The sequence below is a fragment of the Variovorax sp. 22077 genome, from assembly GCF_052044195.1.
GTDB lineage: Bacteria > Pseudomonadota > Gammaproteobacteria > Burkholderiales > Burkholderiaceae_C > Variovorax > Variovorax atrisoli.
Genome location: NZ_JBQEQC010000009.1, coordinates 238,280 through 256,489, shown reverse-complemented (window position 1 = coordinate 256,489; position 18,210 = coordinate 238,280). Strand labels below are relative to the sequence as shown.

Annotated in this window: 16 protein-coding genes; 11 read left to right on the top strand and 5 right to left on the bottom strand. The window is 69.4% G+C overall.

Annotated features, from left to right (window positions below):
* Positions 1-112: 112 nt before the first annotated feature.
* The gene (locus ACTJLF_RS15740; RefSeq protein WP_440883413.1) at positions 113-1,375 is read right to left on the bottom strand and encodes a DUF445 domain-containing protein; all 1,263 of its coding nucleotides are present in this window, start codon (positions 1,373-1,375) and stop codon (positions 113-115) included.
* On the bottom strand, positions 1,368-2,534 hold the full coding sequence (gene argE / locus ACTJLF_RS15735) for an acetylornithine deacetylase (protein WP_440883412.1): 1,167 nt from the start codon (positions 2,532-2,534) through the stop codon (positions 1,368-1,370). Before argE ends, ACTJLF_RS15740 begins: the two co-directional genes overlap by 8 nt.
* A gap of 105 nt (positions 2,535-2,639) precedes the next feature.
* On the opposite strand from argE, the gene ACTJLF_RS15730 reads away from it, so the two are divergent.
* The 4 genes from ACTJLF_RS15730 to ACTJLF_RS15715 all read left to right on the top strand — a co-directional run bounded on the left by ACTJLF_RS15730 (position 2,640) and on the right by ACTJLF_RS15715 (position 6,821).
* Positions 2,640-3,839, top strand: coding sequence for a glycerophosphodiester phosphodiesterase (locus ACTJLF_RS15730; RefSeq protein WP_132751938.1), 1,200 nt, complete (start codon positions 2,640-2,642; stop codon positions 3,837-3,839).
* 22 nt (positions 3,840-3,861) lie between these two features.
* Positions 3,862-4,362, top strand: a complete 501-nt coding sequence (locus tag ACTJLF_RS15725) for a nucleoside deaminase (RefSeq protein WP_019655471.1) — start codon at positions 3,862-3,864, stop codon at positions 4,360-4,362.
* A 102-nt stretch (positions 4,363-4,464) separates the two neighbouring features.
* Positions 4,465-5,667, top strand: coding sequence for a M20 aminoacylase family protein (locus ACTJLF_RS15720; RefSeq protein WP_019655472.1), 1,203 nt, complete (start codon positions 4,465-4,467; stop codon positions 5,665-5,667).
* A gap of 59 nt (positions 5,668-5,726) precedes the next feature.
* On the top strand, positions 5,727-6,821 hold the full coding sequence (locus tag ACTJLF_RS15715) for a M14 family metallopeptidase (protein WP_440883411.1): 1,095 nt from the start codon (positions 5,727-5,729) through the stop codon (positions 6,819-6,821).
* A gap of 103 nt (positions 6,822-6,924) precedes the next feature.
* Here the strand turns inward: ACTJLF_RS15715 and ACTJLF_RS15710 are convergent, their stop codons facing one another.
* The gene (locus ACTJLF_RS15710; protein WP_164713502.1) at positions 6,925-8,049 is read right to left on the bottom strand and encodes an ABC transporter substrate-binding protein; all 1,125 of its coding nucleotides are present in this window, start codon (positions 8,047-8,049) and stop codon (positions 6,925-6,927) included.
* Positions 8,050-8,100: 51 nt separating this feature from the next.
* Here ACTJLF_RS15710 and ACTJLF_RS15705 point away from each other — a divergent pair, with 51 nt between their 5' ends.
* Genes ACTJLF_RS15705 through ACTJLF_RS15695 form a run of 3 tightly spaced genes read left to right on the top strand, consistent with a single transcriptional unit; the run spans position 8,101 to position 11,619 of the window.
* The gene (locus ACTJLF_RS15705; protein ID WP_440883410.1) at positions 8,101-10,164 is read left to right on the top strand and encodes a molybdopterin-containing oxidoreductase family protein; all 2,064 of its coding nucleotides are present in this window, start codon (positions 8,101-8,103) and stop codon (positions 10,162-10,164) included.
* 50 nt (positions 10,165-10,214) lie between these two features.
* Positions 10,215-11,309, top strand: a complete 1,095-nt coding sequence (locus ACTJLF_RS15700) for an aminopeptidase (protein WP_440883409.1) — start codon at positions 10,215-10,217, stop codon at positions 11,307-11,309.
* Positions 11,302-11,619 carry a polyhydroxyalkanoic acid system family protein gene (locus ACTJLF_RS15695; protein WP_019655477.1) on the top strand — a complete coding sequence of 106 codons (318 nt, stop codon included), beginning with the start codon at positions 11,302-11,304 and terminating at the stop codon, positions 11,617-11,619. The genes ACTJLF_RS15700 and ACTJLF_RS15695 overlap by 8 nt, the downstream gene beginning before the upstream one ends.
* Before the next feature lie 12 nt (positions 11,620-11,631).
* On the opposite strand, the gene ACTJLF_RS15690 is transcribed toward ACTJLF_RS15695, so the two are convergent.
* On the bottom strand, positions 11,632-12,369 hold the full coding sequence (locus ACTJLF_RS15690; protein WP_440883408.1) for an SDR family oxidoreductase: 738 nt from the start codon (positions 12,367-12,369) through the stop codon (positions 11,632-11,634).
* Positions 12,366-13,892: an FGGY-family carbohydrate kinase gene (locus tag ACTJLF_RS15685; RefSeq protein ID WP_440883407.1), complete on the bottom strand. Its 1,527-nt coding sequence runs from the start codon at positions 13,890-13,892 to the stop codon at positions 12,366-12,368. Before ACTJLF_RS15685 ends, ACTJLF_RS15690 begins: the two co-directional genes overlap by 4 nt.
* Positions 13,893-14,008: 116 nt before the next feature.
* Here ACTJLF_RS15685 and ACTJLF_RS15680 point away from each other — a divergent pair, with 116 nt between their 5' ends.
* The 4 genes from ACTJLF_RS15680 to ACTJLF_RS15665 all read left to right on the top strand — a co-directional run bounded on the left by ACTJLF_RS15680 (position 14,009) and on the right by ACTJLF_RS15665 (position 18,194).
* Positions 14,009-15,253, top strand: a complete 1,245-nt coding sequence (locus tag ACTJLF_RS15680) for a CaiB/BaiF CoA transferase family protein (protein WP_019655480.1) — start codon at positions 14,009-14,011, stop codon at positions 15,251-15,253.
* 74 nt (positions 15,254-15,327) lie between these two features.
* The gene (locus ACTJLF_RS15675) at positions 15,328-16,962 is read left to right on the top strand and encodes a S8 family peptidase (protein WP_440883406.1); all 1,635 of its coding nucleotides are present in this window, start codon (positions 15,328-15,330) and stop codon (positions 16,960-16,962) included.
* Positions 16,959-17,210 carry a hypothetical protein gene (locus tag ACTJLF_RS15670; RefSeq protein ID WP_019655482.1) on the top strand — a complete coding sequence of 84 codons (252 nt, stop codon included), beginning with the start codon at positions 16,959-16,961 and terminating at the stop codon, positions 17,208-17,210. Before ACTJLF_RS15675 ends, ACTJLF_RS15670 begins: the two co-directional genes overlap by 4 nt.
* Positions 17,211-17,414: 204 nt before the next feature.
* Entirely contained in the window at positions 17,415-18,194 is a 780-nt protein-coding gene (locus ACTJLF_RS15665) for a DNA/RNA non-specific endonuclease (RefSeq protein ID WP_440883405.1), read from the top strand.
* The last annotated feature ends 16 nt before the right edge of the window (positions 18,195-18,210 follow it).

Sequence of the window (18,210 nt, the reverse complement as noted above, 5' to 3'; positions counted from 1 at the left end):
GCGCGAAGCAGTCTAGGAGCGCGCAGGGGCCGCCGAGTCCCGCCGGGGACAGGATGCGGACTTTCGTCCGCTGTGGATTACCCGCGGCCTTCTGCCGGGGCTCGGCACAGGCTCAGCCGCGCAGGAGCTGCGTCGCCGTGTGGATCAGCAGCCCCACCAGCCCGCCCACCAGCGTGCCGTTGATGCGGATGAACTGCAGGTCGCGCCCGATGTGGCGTTCGAGCTCGACCGTCATCTCCTGCGCGTTCCACTCGCCCACGCGCTCCTCGATGTAGCGGCGGATGTCCTCGCGGTAGCGCTCGACGGCCAGCGGCGCGGCCGCCTCGATCTGCTCGTTGATCCAGCGGCGGATGGCCTCGTCCCCCTGCAGCCGCGCGCCCAGTGCGCCCGCCATCGATGCGATGCGCTGGCGGATGGCCGAATCGCCGCGGCCCAGGTCGTCGTGCAGCCACGCGAGCAGCTCGCCCCACAGCCCGTGCAGGTAGTCGCCCAGCGCGGGGTGCGCGACCAGTTCGGCGCGGATCTGCTCGCCGCGCTGCTGGAACTCGGGGTCGAGCTTCAGGCGCACCACGAAGTCGTCGACGAAATGGTCGAAGCGCCTGCGCATCGGATGGTCGGGCTCGGCCGCGAGCTCGCCGATGGTGCGCGCCACGGCCGCGACGATCTTGCGCGTGGCCAGCTTGGCAGCCACCTGGTCGAGGCCCACGTAGCGCAGCGTCTTGATCTCGCGCGCGATCGCCTCGGTGATGTGCGCCTGCACCTCCTCGCCTTCGAGCAGCCCGGCCACCTGCTGCAGCACGTCGTCGAGCAGCGCCTGGTGGCGCCCGCCCGCGGTGAGCGCGTCGAGCGCCTGGCCGGTCAGGCGCGAGAGGTCGATCTTCGCGAGGCCGGCTGCGGCGGCGCGGCCCATGAAGTCGCGCACCCGCTCGTCGTCGAAGGCCGAGAGCCCGTAGCGCGCCGCGGCCACGCCCCATTCGCCGAGCTTCTCGCCGCTCGCGGGCCGGGCCAGCCAGTCGGCGATGCGCCCGGCCGCGTCGAACTGCCGCAGCTTGCCGAGCACCTGGGCGGTGCTCAGGAAGTTGTCGCAGATGAAGCCCGCGAGCTTGGCGCCGATGCGGTCCTTGTTGCTCGGGATGATGGCCGTGTGCGGGATCGGCAGGCCCAGCGGATGGCGGAACAGCGCCACCACCGCGAACCAGTCGGCGATGGCACCCACCATCGCGGCCTCGGCGAAGGCCGCCACGTAGCCCCAGGCCGGATGCCTCGCATGCAGCACGCTCGCCACCGCATAGAGCAGCGCGGCGGCGCACAGCAGGCCGAGCGCGACGCGCTTCATGCGCCGCGATGCGTCGTCGTTGCTGCCGGCTTCAGCCAATGCTCGGCGTGGATGCCAGGCGCTCCATGAACAGCTCGCAGCGCGCGAGTTGCTCGAGGCTCACGTACTCGTCGGGCTGGTGCGCCTGCTCGATGCTGCCGGGGCCGCACACCACGGTGGGGATGCCGGCGTTCTTGAAGAGACCCGCTTCGGTGCCGAAGGCCACCAGCGTGGTGCGCTCCTCGCTCGCCAGGCGCTGGGCCAGCAGCGTGATGGGGTCGTTGGCGGAGCCCAGGAAGCTGGGGATCTCGCAGATGGTCTCGAAGCTGAAGCCCGCGTCGGGCGCCACCTTCTTCATCGCGGGCTCGAGGCTGCCCGCGTAGGCGACCACCTCGGCCTGCATCTTCCCGGCGTCGGCGGTGGGAAGGTCGCGGAATTCATAGCGGAACTCGGCGTCGCGCGGCACCACGTTGTCGGCGATGCCGCCGTGGAACTGGCCCACGCTCGCGGTGCTGAAGGGCACGTCGAAGCCCTCGTAGCGCGGCTCGCTGCGCTCGAAGCCCTCGGCCATGTCGCGCACCTTGCCGATCACGCGCGCAGCCATCTCGATGGCGTTGACCGACTTCGGCGTGAGCGAGGAGTGCGCCTCCTTGCCGCGCACGCAGCACTTGTAGCGGTACACGCCCTTGTGCGCGATGGCGGGCACCATGCTGGTGGGTTCGCCCACGATGCAGGCCAGGGGCTTGATGCCGGTGTCGCGCATGTCGGCGATGAGCTCCTTCACGCCGAAGCAGCCGATCTCCTCCTCGTAGCTGAAGGCGAAGTGCACCGCGAAGGGCGAGTCGCTCTCCAGGAAGCGCCTGGCGTTCGACAGCGCGACGGCGATGAAGCTCTTCATGTCGGCCGAGCCGCGCCCGTAGAGGCGCTCGTTGCGCACCACGGCCGAGAGCGGATCGACGCTCCAGTCCTGCCCGTCCCAGGGCACCGTGTCGGTGTGGCCCGAGACGATCACCCCGGCCGGCTTTCCCTCGCCCAGCGTGGCGAAGAGGTTCGCCTTGGTGCGTTCGGCGTTGTAGGTGATGCGGCTCCTGACGCCCAGGGCCGCGAGGTGGCTCTGGGCGAAGTCGATCAGTTCGAGGTTGCTGTTGGCGCTGACGGTGTTCATGCGCACCAGCGTCTGGGCCATCAGCAGGCTTTGGGGGGAAAGCGTATGGGGCATGCAACACATTCTCCCGGAAGTCGGCGCCGCGCGTGCGCGGATGTCGAAGCTGTCACGCGAAACGGGTACCCTGCGCCTCTTCATTCCGGACGGAGAACCTCGACCATGCGCACCTCTCTTCAGATCGCCCTGACCGCCACCGCAGCCCTCGCACTGGCCGCCTGCAGCAGCACCGGACCTTCCGGCGGCGGCAGCAAGCTGCTGACGCTGGACGGCAACCCGCCGCTGGTCATTGCCCATCGTGGTGCATCGGGCTATCTGCCGGAAGAGACTCTCGAAGCCTATGCCCGCGCCATCGAGCTCGGCGCCGACGTGATCGAGATGGACCTGATCTCCACCAAGGACGGCGTGCTCATCGCCCGCCACGACCCCAACCTCGCCATCAGCACCGACGTGGCCAAGCACCCCCGCTTCGCCTCGCGCAAGAAGACCATCAAGGTCGACGGCGAGACCCAGACCGGCTGGTTCAGCAACGACTTCACGCTGGCCGAGATCAAGACCCTGGGCGCCATCTCCACCGACGCCGAGCGCCCGCAGGAATTCAACGGCAAGTACAAGGTCGTCACCTTCCAGGAGATCATCGACTTCGCCAAGGCCAAGTCGAAGGAAACCGGCCGCACCATCGCCATCTACCCCGAAACGAAGAACCCGACCTACTTCCGCGACCTCGGCCTGCCGATGGAGGACAAGGTCATCGCCGCCATCAACGCGGCCGGCTGGAACAGCAAGACCGCGCCCATCTACGTGCAGTCCTTCGAGCCGGGCAGCCTCAAGTACATGAAGAGCAAGGGCCTGAACACCAGGCTCATCCAGCTGATCGACGGCGACAGCGTCGACCTGAAGACCGGCGCCGTGACCTTCGCCGTGCCCAGCGACCGCCCCTACGACTGGACCAAGGCCGGCGACAAGCGCAACTTCGACGCCATGGTCACGCCCGCGGGCCTGGCCGAGATCAAGACCTACGCCGACGGCATCGGCCCCTGGAAGCGCTACATCGTGAGCATCAAGGGCACCATCGGTGCGGACGGCAAGCCGGTGGACGTCAACAAGGACGGCAAGATCAACGACGCCGATGCCACCTCCATGGCGCCCACCTCGCTGATCGCCGACGCGCACAAGGCCGGCCTCTTCGTGCACCCCTTCACCTTCCGCAACGAGTCGCGCCGCCTGGCCTCCGACTACAACAAGGACGGCAAGAACGAATACGGCGTGTACTACAAGCTCGGCGTGGACGGCGTGTTCACCGACTTCACCGACACCGCGCTGGCCGCGCGCGCCGACTACCTCAAGAGCATCGGCCGCTGATCGACCGGGTTATCGTGCGCAAATGACCACCGACGACCTCTCCCCGCGCGATCTCGAACTGCTTCGCATGGCCATCCGCCTGTCGGATGAATCGAAGGCGCGCGGGCGCCATCCCTTCGCCGCGCTGGTGGCGAACGAGCACGGCGAGGTCGTCGTCACCGCGGGCAACAACTCGATGCCGCCCGAGGGCGACCCCACGCAGCACGCCGAGCTGGTGGCCGCCGCGCAGGCCGCGAAGCTGCTCACCCCCGAGGAGCTCGCGCGCTGCACGCTCTTCACCAGCGCCGAGCCCTGCTGCATGTGCGCGGGCGCGATCTACTGGACCAACATCGGGCGCGTGGTCTACGCGCTTTCCGAGCACGCGCTTTTGGGCCTGACCGGCGATCATCCCGAGAACCCGACCTTTTCGCTTCCGTGCCGCGAAGTCTTCGCGCGCGGGCAGCGGCGCGTCGAGGTGGTCGGGCCGCTGCTCGAGCAGGAAGCCGCGGCGCCGCACGTGGGCTTCTGGACCGGCGCGCACTGAGGAACCGGGGAACGGCCCCTGCAGCCACTCGGGCTGCGTGTCTTCCGAGGTGCCTCTCGGTGCCAGAGTGGATAGACTGGCGTTTTGAGACGGTCTATCCCCATGAAACTCATCGACTCGATCGTCACGCAGGCGGCTGGCATCGCCGCCGTCCGACGTGACCTGCACGCACACCCCGAACTCTGCTTCGAAGAAGTCCGCACCGCCGACGTGGTGGCAGGCAAGCTCACCGAATGGGGCATCCCCATCCACCGCGGCCTGGGCACCACCGGCGTGGTGGGCATCGTCAAGAACGGCACCAGCAACCGCGCCGTCGGCCTGCGCGCCGACATGGACGCACTGCCCGTCACCGAGCTCAACACCTTCGCCCACGCCAGCAAGCACCACGGCAAGATGCACGCCTGCGGCCACGACGGCCACACGGCCATGCTGCTCGCGGCGGCGCAGCACCTCGCGAAGCACCGCAACTTCGACGGCACCGTCTACCTGATCTTCCAGCCGGCCGAAGAGGGCGGCGGCGGCGCCCGCGAGATGATCAAGGAAGGGCTCTTCGAGAAATTCCCGATGGATGCCGTCTTCGGCATGCACAACTGGCCCGGCATGAAGGCCGGCCAGTTCGCGGTGAGCCCCGGCCCGGTGATGGCCTCGGGCAACAAGTTCTTCGTCAACGTGGTGGGCAAGGGAGGCCACGCGGCGCTGCCGCAGACCGGCATCGACCCGGTGCCGATCGCCTGCGAGATCGTGCAGGCCTTCCAGACCATCCTCACGCGCAAGATGAAGCCGACCGATTCGGCGGTGATCTCGGTCACCACCATCCATGCCGGCGAAGCCAACAACGTGATCCCCGACAACTGCGAGCTGTCGGGCACGGTGCGCACCTTCTCCATCGAGGTGCTCGACATGATCGAGGCGCGCATGAAGCAGATCTGCGACCACATCTGCGCCGCGCACGACGCCACCTGCGAGTTCCGCTTCGAGCGCTACTACCCGCCCACCATCAACACCGAGGCCGAGGCCGACTTCGCCCGCCGCGTGATGGCCGGGGTCGTGGGCCCCGAGAACGTGCTGAAGCAGGAGGCCGCCATGACCTCGGAAGACTTCGCCTTCATGCTGCAGGCCAAGCCGGGCGCCTACGCCTTCATCGGCAACGGCGACGGCTCGCACCGCGACGTGCACCACGGCGAGGGCCCGTGCACGCTGCACAACGCCAGCTACGACTTCAACGACGACCTGATCCCGCTGGGTGCGACCTGCTGGGTGCAGATCGCGGAGCAGTTCCTCAAGCCCGGCGGCAGCGCCGCCTGACGCGCCGTCGCCTGATTCACGCCTGATCGCCTGATCCATCCAGAGAGGTCCCGCGCCACATGATCGGAATCGCCGAAGCCTTTTCGCCGCGCTATTCGCAGGCGCGCCAGAAATTCCTGCAGGGCTGCGTGAGCGCCGGCCTCACGGTCGAGCCGCATGCGCACCCGCTCAAGGGGCGCGAGGGCGAGGAGCTCTCGATGGACGTGGCGCTCGACGGCGCCCCCGACGCGCAGAACCTGCTGGTCGTCAGCAGTGCCTGCCACGGCGTCGAAGGCCACTGCGGCAGCGGCGTGCAGGTGTTCGCGCTGCACGACGCCGAGTGGCGCGAGAAGGCGAAGGCCCAGGGCGTGGCGGTGCTGTACGTGCATGCGCTCAACCCGCATGGCTTCTCGCACGGCCGGCGCGTGACGCACGAGAACGTCGACCTCAACCGCAACTTCATCGACTTCTCGAAGCCGGTGCCGGTCAACGGGGCCTACGCGAAGCTGCACGAGCTGCTGCTGCCCGCCACGTGGCCGCCCACGCCCGAGAACCAGGCGGCCATCGACAAGTGGATCGGCAAGCACGGCACCACCGCCTACCAGGCCGCGGTGACCAGCGGACAGTATCAGTTCGAAGACGGGCTGTTCTACGGCGGCAAGGCGTCGACCTGGAGCAACAGGACCGTCCGCGAGGTGCTGCGCCGCCACGCGGGCCGCGCGAAGCGCATCGCGTGGATCGACCTGCACACTGGGCTGGGTCCGAACGGCCTGGGCGAGCGCATCTTCGCGGGCCGCGACGACAAGACCGCCTATGCGCGCGCCAATGCATGGTGGGGCACGCCGGCGGCGCCCGTCACTTCCATCTACGACGGTTCGTCGACCTCGGCGCTGCTGCGCGGGCTGATGTGGGATTCGGTGTACGAGGAGTGCCCGCAGGCCGAGTACACCGGCATCGCGCTCGAATACGGCACGCTGCCCATCCTCGAAGTGACCGGCGCGCTGCGCGCCGACCACTGGCTGCACAAGCACCCCGGCGCGCCGGCCGACCTGGCCGACGGCATCCGCGCGCGCATGCTGGAGGCTTTCTACACGGACACCGACGCCTGGCGTGGGCAGATCGTGAGCCAGGCGCGCCAGGCCATGTTCCAAGCGGTGGACGGTCTGACGGCTTGACCCTTCCCGGCCTTGCGCACCTCGTGTCACTGCGCCAACTCCGCCGAGAAGGCAATATCTGCGGCCCGGCGAAGCCGGTTCCGCGGTATTCGAGGGGAGAACCTCAGGTCCTGACGCGGCCGTCGCCCGTCAGCATCGAGAGCTCGACGAACTTCGAGCCCACGTGGTTCCTGGACGAGAACGACACCTCGAAGCCGCCGAACTGCTGGCGGTCGATGCTTTCCAGCCCGGCGATCAGGCCCTCGCGCGTCGGCTTGCCCGGTGCCTTGCGCAGGCCCTCCACCAGCACCTTCGCCGCGAGGTAGCCCTCCAGGCTCGAGAAGTTGATGCTGGCGCCGTTGGCCTTGCGCGCCGCCTCGGCGAATTCGCGGGCCAGCGCGTTGGCCTGGTTGTAGGGCGAGGGCACCACCTGCGTGATCATCACGCCGGCGCCGTCCTTGCCCAGCTCGTCGGCCAGCGCCTGCGTGCCGACGAAGGACATGTTGAAGAAGGTGCCGCCGTAGCCCGCCTTGCGCGACTCGCGGATGAAGGCCGCGCAGGCCTTGTACGCGCCCACCTGCACCACCGCGTCGGGCCGGGCCGCGACGATGGTCTTCACCGCCTGCGCCACGTCGGCCGAGTTGCGCTCCACCGTGGCCAGCGCGGCCGGCTTGAGCTGCTGCTCGGCGAGCGCCAGCGTCACCCCGTCGAGGCCGGCCTTGCCGTAGGCGTCGTTCTGGTAGAAGACCGCGATCTTCTTCAGGCCCAGGTGGGTGAGCTGCTTGACCATCAGCGCCGTCTCGTCGTTGTACGAGGCGCGCAGGTGGAACACGTTCTTCTGGAAGGGCTCGCGCAGCGACATCGCGCCGGTGAAGGGCGCCACGAAGGGCACCTTGTCCTTCACCGCCAGCGGCAGCGCGGCCAGGCTGGTCGGGGTGCCGATGTAGCCGAAGAGCGCGAAGACGTCCTCCTCGATCAGCTTCTGCGTGTTGGCCGCGCAGCGGTCGGGCTCGTAGCCGTCGTCCAGGTTCTTGATGACCACGTTGCGGCGGCCGGGCTGGGCGTTGTACTGGTCCAGGAACAGCTTGGCGCCCTGGTGGAACTGGATGCCCAGCTGCGCCGCCGGCCCGGTGAAGGCCGCCGACTGGCCCAGCACCAGCGGCGTGTCCTGCGCCCGGGCGAGGCCGAAGCCGCCCAGCGTGGCAGCCGCGCCTGCGGCCAGAGAAAAACGACGTCGATTCAACAACATGACGAAAACCCACTCCTGCGCTCTGACTCGCGCACAAATTAGACTTGTCCGATGGCCCACGCACCGGATACCTCGCTCGAAGAAGCGCCCTCCCAGCCCGCAACCACCACAGTGCTGGGCGCCTGCCCGCACGACTGCCCGGACACCTGTGCGCTGGTCACCACCGTCAGGGACGGCGTTGCGGTGAAGCTGCAGGGCAACCCCGCCCATTCGCATACGGGCGGGGTGCTGTGCACCAAGGTGTCGCGCTACATCGAGCGCAACGACCATGCGGAACGGCTGGTGCAGCCCCTCAAGCGTGTCGGCCCCAAGGGAAGCGGCCGGTTCGAGCCGGTGAGCTGGGATGCCGCCCTGGACGACATCGCCGCGAATCTTCAAGTATTACAGGGAAAACCCGAAGCTATTGTCCCCTATAGCTATGCGGGCACCATGGGCCTTGTCCAGGGCGAGTCGATGGACCGGCGCTTCTTCCACAAGCTGGGTGCCAGCCTGCTGGACCGCACGATCTGCTCCATGGCCGGCGGCGAGGCCATGGTCCACACGCTGGGCGCCAAGGTCGGCATGCGCATCGAGTTCTTCGCCGAGGCGAAGCTGATCCTGATCTGGGGCAGCAACTCCATCGCCAGCAACCTGCATTTCTGGCGCCACGCCCAGGCCGCCAAGCGCGCCGGCGCGCGGCTGGTGTGCATCGACCCGCGCAAGACCGAGACCGCCGACAAGTGCGACGAGCACATCGCGCTGCTGCCGGGCACCGACGCCGCGCTGGCGCTGGCCCTGATGCACGAGCTGATCGTGCACGACTGGCTCGACCACGACTACATCGCGGATCACACCCTGGGCTGGGAGCGGCTGCGCGAGCGCGCGCTGCAGTGGCCGCCCTCGCGCGCGGCGCAGGTCTGCGGCATTCCCGAGGAGCAGATCGTCTCGCTGGCCAAGGCCTACGGCACCACGAAGCCGGCCGCCATCCGCCTGAACTACGGCATGCAGCGCGTGCGCGGCGGCGGCAACGCGGCCCGCGCCGTCGCCTGCCTGCCGGCGCTGGTGGGCGCCTGGCGCGACCGCGCGGGCGGCCTGCTGCTGAGCAGCTCCGGCCACTACCCGGTGGACCGCGCCGCGCTGCAGCGCCCCGACCTGCTCGCCGGGCGCAAGCCGCGCACCGTCAACATGAGCACCATCGGCGACGCGCTGCTCGACACCGCCAACCCCGTGAAGGCCATCGTGGTCTACAACAGCAACCCGGTGGCGGTGGCGCCCGAGTCGGCCAAGGTGGCGGCGGGCTTCGCGCGCGAAGACCTCTTCACCGTGGTGCTGGAGCAGTTCCGCACCGATACCGCCGACTACGCCGACTACCTCTTGCCCGCCACCACGCAGCTGGAGCACTGGGACATCCACTGCAGCTACGGCCACACCGACGTGCTGCTGAACCGCCCGGCCGTCGCGCCGCGCGGCGAGGCCCGCAGCAACGCATGGGTGTTCCGAGAGCTCGCGAAGCGCATGGGCTTCACCGAGCCCTGTTTCTCAGATTCGGACGAGACGCTGTGCCGCACCGCCTTCGCCGAAGGCAGCATCGACTACGCCGAGCTGACCGCGCAGGGCTTCAGCAGCCTGAAGCTGCCCGAGGCGCCGTTCGCCGAAGGCGGCTTCCCCACGCCCTCGGGCCGCTGCGAGTTCTTCAGCGAGCGCCTGCAGGCCATGGGCATGGACGGCCTGCCCGACCACGTACCCAACTGGGAGCCGGCAGGCAGTTCGACCGAGTTCCCGCTGGCCATGATCTCGCCGCCGGCGCGCAACTTCCTCAACTCGACCTTCGTCAACGTGACCAGCCTGCGCGCCATCGAGGTCGAGCCGCTGCTGGAGATCCACGAGGCCGACGCCGCTGCGCGCGGCATCGAAGACGGCGCCACGGTGCGCGTGTTCAACAAGCGCGGCGAGCACCGCTGCCGCGCCGAGATCTCGCGCCGCGCACGCCAGGGCGTGGTGCACGGCATGGGCATCTGGTGGCGCAAGCTCGGCATGGACGGCACCAACGTCAACGAGCTCACCAGCCAGCGCCTGACCGACATCGGCCGCGGGCCGACCTTCTACGACTGCCTGGTCGAAGTCGAGAAGGTGTGAGGCGCTTTCGCTTTCTTCCGGGCCTTCCGGTCCTTGCGCTGGCCGGCTCGATGCTCCTGCTCACCGGCTGCGCCGACCTCGGCTACTACTGGCAGTCCGCCAGCGGCCACATCGGCATCATGCGGGCCGCCAAGCCGGTGCCCGAGTGGCTGGCCGACCCGTCGGTGTCGGCCGCGCTGAAGGCCAGGCTCGAGCTCACGCAGCGCATCCGCCGCTTCGCATCCGCTGAACTCGGCCTGCCCGACAACGCCAGCTACAAGTCGTACGCCGACCTTCACCGCCCCGCCGCCGTGTGGAACGTGGTGGCGGCGCCGCCCTATTCGCTCACGCTCAAGAGCTGGTGCTTCCCGGTGGCGGGCTGCGTGGGCTATCGCGGCTACTACAGCGAGGAAGCGGCCAAGGCCGAAGCCGAGGAGCAGAAGAAGCAGGACCTGGAAGTGGCCGTGTACCCGGTGCCCGCGTACTCCACGCTGGGCTGGATGAACTGGGCCGGAGGCGATCCGCTGCTGTCCACCTTCATCGGCTACCCCGAGGGCGAGCTCGCGCGCATCGTCTTCCACGAGCTCGCGCACCAGGTGCTCTACGTGGCGGGCGACACGGTCTTCAACGAGTCCTACGCCACGGCGGTCGAGCGCATCGGCGGCGCGATGTGGCTGCAGCGCGAGGCCGGCGACGCGGCGCGTCGCGAGTACGCGCAGTTCGACACGCAGCGCCAGGAGTTCCGCGCGCTGGCGCTCGACACCCGCCGCGCGCTGACGAAGGTGTATGAATCGCCCGAAGCCAAGGCCGGGGACTGGACGAAGGTGGAGGCCATGAAGCAGGCCGCCATGGGCGACTTCCGCGAGCGCTATGCGAAGCTGAAGGCCGGCTGGTCCGGCCCGCGCCAGAACGCCTACGACGCCTGGGTGGCGCGCGCCAACAACGCGGCCTTCGGCGCGCAGGGCGCGTACGACGACCTCGTGCCCAGCTTCGAGAAACTCTTCGAGCGCGAAGGCCGCGACTGGCCGCGCTTCTATGCCGAGGTGCGGCGCATCGCGAAGCTGCCGACTTCCGAGGAACGCCGCGTCGCCCTGCAGGCAGCGACGGGTATCCTCCAGACCCAGACCAAACCTGAACACGAAAAGACCGGAGATCGCGGTGCCTGACATCCATATCGAACGCAACCACACGCTGGGCATCGCACGCGCGCGCGTCGTCGCGCGCAAGTGGATCCAGCAGGCCGAGCAGGAGTTCGGCCTCGAATGCGTCTACACGCAGGGCGACGGCCGCGACACCGCCACCTTCACGCGCGCCGGCATCGACGGCACCGTCGAGGTCACCGACACCACCTTCAAGCTCGAAGCGACGCTGGGCTTCCTGTTCAGCAGCTTCAGCGAAATGATCGAGCAGAAGATCACGCGCAACCTCGACGCGATGCTCGAATCGTCTCCCCGGGGCGGCACCCGCCTCGCCTGAGGCCGCGCCGGCTCAGACGCTGGTGTAGCCGCCGTCCACCGGCAGCGCCACGCCGCTCACCATCGACGCGCCGTCGTCCAGCAGGAAGAGGATGGGCGCCACCACTTCCTCCACCTGCGCGAAGCGGCCCAGCGGAATGTTCTTCATTGCGGCCGCGCTCTTCGCCGGATCGGACCAGGCCTGCTCGGCCATCGGCGTGAGCGTGACGGTCGGGTTCACGCTGTTCACGCGGATGCCGTGCGGCCCGAACTCCAGGCACAGCGATCGCGTGACGGCGTCCATCGCGGCCTTAGAGGCGCAGTAGCAAAGGTGCGCGTCGAGCGCCACCAGCGCGGCCTGGCTCGACACGTTGACGATGCTGCCGCGCACGCCGGCCGCGATCATGGCCCTGCCGCAGCGCGAGGCCACGAGTGCCGCCGCGCGCGCGTTGACGGCCATCACCGCGTCGAAGGTGCCGGCCTGCATCTCGGCGGCCGGTTCGAGCAGCGCGATGCCGGCGCAGTTCACCACGAGGTCGAAGGCGGGAAGCGGCGCGAGCGCGCGTTCCAGCGCTGGCGCGTCGGCCACGTCGAGCACCAGCGGCGTGCAGCCGGCTTCGGCGTGCAGCGCTGCCAGCGCCGCGGCGTTGCGGCCGATGGCCGTCACTTGCGCGCCGGCCTGCGCGAGCCGCACCGCCACCGCGCGGCCGATGCCGCTGCTCGCGCCGGTCACGAGGGCGCGGCGTCCGGAGAAGTCGAAGGAGGTCGTCATGTCAGCCGCTGCATCGCATCGCGCAGCGCGGGGTAGAGCGATTTGTAGATCTCGAAGCGCTCGCGGTACACGGCCTGCGCCCGGGGCTCGGGCCGCGCGCGTTCCACCAGCGTGACCCAGCCGCGTTCGGCGGTCGCCGCATCGACCAGTCCGGCGCCGAGCGCCGCGAGCATCGCCGCGCCCAGCGCCGCTTCCACTTCCTGCTCGATGGTGAACACCGGGTAGCCGGTGACGTCGGCCACGATCTGCATCCAGAGATCGGAGTGCGCGGCGCCGCCGACCACGATCAGGCGCTCGTCCAGCGGCTGGCCGCTGCGCCGCCCGGCCTCGATGTTGTGCTGCAGCGCGAAGCTCACGCCTTCGAGCACCGCGCGGTAGAGATGCGCGCGGCTGTGCGCGAGCGAAAGCCCGATGAACGCGCCCTTGGCCTGTGCGTCCCAGATCGGGCTGCGCTCGCCCATGAGGTAGGGCAGGAACACCAGGCCCTCGGCGCCGGGCGGTACGTCGACCGCGTTGCGCTCGATGAGGGCATGCGCGTCCTCGCCGGTGCGCGCGGCCTCCGCGATCTCTGCCTGGCAGAAGGCCTCGCGGAACCAGGTGACGGCGGCGCCCGCGGTGATCGCGCCGCCGAACACGTAGCTGCGGTCCGCGCCGCGGTACACGTGCGGCATGGTGATGAGCTTGTGCCGCGCATCGACCGTGGGGCTCACGAAGCCCCAGCACATGCTGGTGCCGATCATCGCCACGTGGTCGCCGCTGCCGGTGACGCCCGCGCAGAAGGTGGCGACCGCCGCATCGACGCCGCCGGCCATCAGCGGCATGCCCTCGGCAAGGCCCAGCTTCGCGGCCCACCCGGCGCTCAGCCCGCCGACCACGTCGCTGGATTCGACCAGGCGCGGCGGCATCATGCTCGGCGGAATGCCGAGCATCCCCATCGCTTCCTCCGACCACTGCCGGCGCGCCGCGTCGTACACGCCGCCGATGTTGCCGGCCGAGCTGTGGTCGACGGCGAGCTCGCCCGTGAACCGCCAGTTGATGTAGCTGTTGGGCGGCAGGAAGTGGCGCGTCTTCGCCCATACCTCGGGCAGGTGCTCGCGAATCCACAGGATCTTGGTGAAGCCGTAGTAGCTGTCCACGCCGTTGCCGGTGATGGCCTGCAGCCGCTGCACGTCGACGCTGGCGTTCACCGCATCGACCTCGGCAGTGGCGCGGCGGTCCATCCAGATCAGGCACGGATGCAGCGGACGCATGGCCTCGTCGACCGGGATGCCCGCGCCGCCGTAGAGGCTGCTCACGCACATCGCGGCGACGTCGGAGGGCGCGACGCCGCTCTTCGCCACGCAGGCACGCACGCTCTCGCACACCGCGTCGAACCACACCTCGCAGTCCTGCTGCGCCCACAAGGGCTTCGGCGTCTCCGGCTGGTAGGCCATGCTGTGCTGCGAATGCACCTTGCCGTCGATGCCGACGAGCAGGCACTTGGTGCTCTGCGTGCCGATGTCGACGCCGATCACGTATTTCATGTCGTCCTCTGGCTGGTTGTCTCTCGGGGTCGGGGCTGCGGTTTCAGCAGCACCTTGATGGAATCCAGCGAGTTTGCCAGCGCGGGCGGTTGCGTGACGCGGCACACTCTGGCGCCATGACGACGACCACAAGCACACCCTCATCCACCCCCGCAGGCCCGCTGGCCGGCCTCAAGGTCATCGAGCTCGGGCAGCTCATCGCCGGGCCCTTCGCCGCGCGCACGCTGGCCGACTTCGGTGCCGAGGTCATCAAGATCGAGCCGCCCGGCGCGGGCGATCCGCTGCGCACCTGGCGGCTGCTGAAGGACGGCACTTCGGTCTGGTGGCAGGTGCAGTCGCGCAACAAGCGCTCGCTGGCGCTGGACCTGCGCGAGGCCGAGGCGCAGGCCATCGTGCGGCAGCTGGCGGCCGAGGCCGACGTGCTGATCGAGAACTTCCGCCCCGGCGCGATGGAAGGCTGGGGCCTGGGCCCCGACGAGCTGCTGGCCGCCAACCCCGCGCTCGTGATGCTGCGCATCAGCGGCTACGGGCAGACCGGCCCGTACCGCGACCGTCCCGGATTCGGCGTGGTGGCCGAGGCCATGGGCGGGTTGCGCCATCTCACGGGCGAGCCGGGCCGCGTGCCGGTGCGCGTGGGCGTCTCGATCGGCGACACGCTGGCCTCGCTGCACGGCGTGATCGGCGTGCTGATGGCGATGCAGCACCGGCATGCGACGGTGAGCGCCGAGTATCCGAAGGGCCGCGGGCAGGTGGTCGACGTGGCGCTGTACGAGGCGGTCTTCAACTGCATGGAAAGCCTGCTGCCCGAGTACGGCGCCTTCGGCGCGGTGCGCGAGGCGGCAGGCAGCGCCTTGCCCGGCATCGCGCCGACCAACGCCTACCGCTGCGCGGACGGCGGCTACGCCATCGTCGCGGGCAACGGCGACAGCATCTTCCGCCGGCTCATGGAGTGCATCGGCCGGCCCGACCTCGCCGCCGACCCGGCGCTGGCCGGCAACACCGGCCGCGTCGCGCAGGTGGAGATGCTGGATGCCGCCATCGGCGACTGGGCCGCGCAGCGCACCGTGGGCGAGGTGCTCGCCGCGCTCGACGCGGCGCACGTGCCGGCTGGGCGCATCTACACCATCGCAGACATCGCGGCCGATCCGCACTACGCCGCGCGCGGCATGCTGCAGCAGGTGCGCATGGCCGACGGCAGCGATCTCGCAGTGCCCGGCTTCGTGCCCAAGCTGTCGCTCACGCCGGCCAGCCACCGGCGCAACGCACCCGCGCTGGGAGCGGACACCGACGCGGTGCTGAAGGAGATCGGCCTGAGCGCCGAGCAGATCGCGGCGCTGCACGAGCGCGGCATCGTGGGGTAGCCAGCTCTCCAGGGGAGATTCACGCGGGCGAAACAGCCTTCGTGCGATAAAGCGGCAACCAGGAGGAAGAGCCGATGGCAGCAGCAGCAGCGAACGATCGACGGGAACTTCAGAGGCGCGACAACGACGGGAATCTTCCGCCCGCAAGAAGCGAGCTTTCGGCGTCGGACGAGAAGAAGCTGGAGCGCCTGCTGCAAGCGCTGCGCTTGCGCCGCATGGCGCTGGAGCCCAAGTTCTCCGACGACGTGATCGTCTGGCCTTCCCGCACGGCCGAGGCCGGCGGCGCTGAGCTGGCGGCGCTGAGCGCGATCAACCTCGGCAACGCGGCGGATGCGATCGGCGAGGGCGTGCGCGGCCGCGGCGCGCCGAGGATGAAGCTGCTCAAGCAGGTCGAGGGCGTGTCGGTGATGCGCGCCAACTCGTCGGCCCTGCTGGCCATGCGCCGCAACACGCCGGGGCTGCGGATCGCACCGGCCGCCTGGGCCTACCTGCAGTACATCCGTCCGCTGGGCGACGAGCTGGAAGCCAGCGCGATCCAGGTCGCGGCGGGCACCAAGGTCAAGCGCTTCGAGCTGCGGCTTGCCGATCCGCAGGGCAGGCCGGTCGCCGGCGTGCGCGTGAAGGCGCTCGTGGACTGGGATGGCGCGCACGTGCCCGCCGTGACCGGCCCCGACGGCATCGCGAGCCTGGGCATTCCGGTGCTCTATCCGCGCGTGGAGATGATCCTGGTCGAGCCGGAGCACACGCACTGGTCGGTGTTCCTGAAGGGATTCGACCGCGTCGATGCGCCGAAGCGCCTGAACGTGCCGGCCGCGCCGCTGGTGCCCGACGGCTTCCAGCTGCTGGCCAACTACGCGCCCCATGATGCGCAGGCGGGCGAGGGCGTGACGGTGGGCGTGATCGACAGCGGCGTCGGGCCCCATGCCGGCATCGCCGTGGCTGGCGGCGGCTGCTTCGTCACCGGCGAGGACCCGGCGGACTTCCTCGACAACGGCATCGGCCACGGCACGCACGTCGCCGGGATCATCGCGGGCCGCACGGCACAGGGCACCGGCGTCTACGGCCTCGCGCCGGCCTGCAGGCTCATGGCCTACCGCGTCTGCCCGAAGAGCGGCGAGCGCGGGCGGGCCAAGTCGACCGACATCGCCAGCGCGCTCGACCGGGCGATCGCCGACGGCTGCCACATCGTCAACATCAGCATGGGCAGCCTGGAGCCCATGCCGGAGATGCCCGACATCCTCGAGAAGGCGCGCAACGCCGGCGTGGTGGTGTTCGCCGCCACCGGCAACGACGGCCAGCCGCTCCTGCGCTATCCCGCCCGCTACAGCCACACCCTGGCGGTGGGCGCTCTGGGGCGCGACGGCACCTTTCCGGCGGACTGCCCCGAGAGCTTCCAGGCCAGCGAGATTCGCCGCCGCAAGGAGTTCGTCGCCGAGTTCTCGAACTACGGTCTCTCCACCGATTTCATCGGCCCCGGGGTGGCGGTGCTGTCGGCCTTTCCGGGCGACAGGTACGCCATGATGTCCGGAACTTCGATGGCCACGCCCTACTCGTCGGGGATGGCAGCCCGCTTGTTGTCAGGGGAAAGGAAGCTGCTTAACATGCCCAGGGGCCCCGAGAAGGCCGATGCCATCGTCAGGATGCTGTCCGAGACAGCGAAGAAGGTGGGTTGGCCGGCCGAGTACGAAGGTTTTGGAGTTCTGAAGTGACCAGCATCGTGTTGACCTACACAGGCAGCCCCGGCAAGAAGTTGTCGGCGGAGGCACGGCTGCGCCGCTGCGTTCCCGGCGTGGTGCTTACGCCCAAGACCAGCACCCTGATGGAAGCCCAGGTCGACGACGAACAGCTCGCCGCGCTCGAGCAGAACCCGGAGTGGACGATCTCCAGGCCCGCCTTCGCGGAAATCCGCAAGCCTGTCTTCAACCTGAAAAACGCACGGGCCAAGCTCGCGAAGTAGCCGCGCGGCGCGCACGCATTCCAGGACGGGGCCGGAATCGGCCCCTGTGTTTTTCAGGAGGGAGGTTCTCCATGTCCGATGCAGACATCCAGGTCGTGAGCAGCTCATGGGCAGGCATCCAGCGTCGCCGCGACGCCGAAGCCGCCGGAGTTCTTCAAGGGCCGCAAGGGCTATTCGCCCGCTTTCCTGGGGAAGGACGCGCACGTGGCGCTGCCTTCCATCGGCGAGTCCATCTCCATGGACGACATCGCGAAGCTGGAGGACGGCTCCTTCGAGCTCAGGTACCAGCACTTCAGCACGGTGCAGTGCATCTCGCGGCGCATGCCGCTCTATTCGGCCTGCAACATCGACGGCTCGAAGTCGAAGAACGTGCCGCGCCACGACACCTGGAGCTACGACGGGCGCATCGGAAAGGAATACCAGATGCTGCGCGAGGCCTACGGCCCCCAGCAGGACGGCAAGTTCTCGCGCGGCCACATGACGCGCAGGCAGGACCCGAACTGGGGCCCGCTCGCGACGGCGCAGCGGGCCAACATCGACACCTTCTTCGCCACCAACGCCTGCCCCCAGTGGCAGCCCTTCAACGACGGGCTCTGGGGCGACCTCGAAGACTACGTGCTGGGCAACGCCCAGGGCGACGACAAGCGCATCAGCGTCTTCACCGGGCCGATCCTGCGTGCGGACGACGCGGAGCGATTCGGCATCCGCATTCCGCGCGACTTCTGGAAGGTGGTCGCTTTCATCAGCGAGGCGACCGGCGAGCTCAGCGCCATCGCCTACCTGATGAGCCAGGGCATCTATCTCGATTCGGGCGTGGCGCGCGACCTGGAAGACTTCGGCACCTCGCAGCGCCCGCTGGCCTTCATCGAGGCCGAGACCGGGCTGCGCTTCGAGAGCCTGCAGGGCCGCGACGTGCTCGACGGCGCGGACCTCGCCTTCGTGCAGCCCATCCGGCGCCTGGCCGACACGAAGCTGCCGGCCTGAACCGGCAGGACGGCCG

Coding starts and splice junctions, on each gene's coding strand:
- argE (WP_440883412.1), bottom strand. CDS start 2,534: ATGCCCCATACGCTTTCCCCCCAAAGCCTGCTGATGGCCCAGACGCTG.
- ACTJLF_RS15730 (WP_132751938.1), top strand. CDS start 2,640: ATGCGCACCTCTCTTCAGATCGCCCTGACCGCCACCGCAGCCCTCGCA.
- ACTJLF_RS15725 (WP_019655471.1), top strand. CDS start 3,862: ATGACCACCGACGACCTCTCCCCGCGCGATCTCGAACTGCTTCGCATG.
- ACTJLF_RS15720 (WP_019655472.1), top strand. CDS start 4,465: ATGAAACTCATCGACTCGATCGTCACGCAGGCGGCTGGCATCGCCGCC.
- ACTJLF_RS15715 (WP_440883411.1), top strand. CDS start 5,727: ATGATCGGAATCGCCGAAGCCTTTTCGCCGCGCTATTCGCAGGCGCGC.
- ACTJLF_RS15710 (WP_164713502.1), bottom strand. CDS start 8,049: ATGTTGTTGAATCGACGTCGTTTTTCTCTGGCCGCAGGCGCGGCTGCC.
- ACTJLF_RS15705 (WP_440883410.1), top strand. CDS start 8,101: ATGGCCCACGCACCGGATACCTCGCTCGAAGAAGCGCCCTCCCAGCCC.
- ACTJLF_RS15700 (WP_440883409.1), top strand. CDS start 10,215: ATGCTCCTGCTCACCGGCTGCGCCGACCTCGGCTACTACTGGCAGTCC.
- ACTJLF_RS15690 (WP_440883408.1), bottom strand. CDS start 12,369: ATGACGACCTCCTTCGACTTCTCCGGACGCCGCGCCCTCGTGACCGGC.
- ACTJLF_RS15685 (WP_440883407.1), bottom strand. CDS start 13,892: ATGAAATACGTGATCGGCGTCGACATCGGCACGCAGAGCACCAAGTGC.
- ACTJLF_RS15680 (WP_019655480.1), top strand. CDS start 14,009: ATGACGACGACCACAAGCACACCCTCATCCACCCCCGCAGGCCCGCTG.
- ACTJLF_RS15675 (WP_440883406.1), top strand. CDS start 15,328: ATGGCAGCAGCAGCAGCGAACGATCGACGGGAACTTCAGAGGCGCGAC.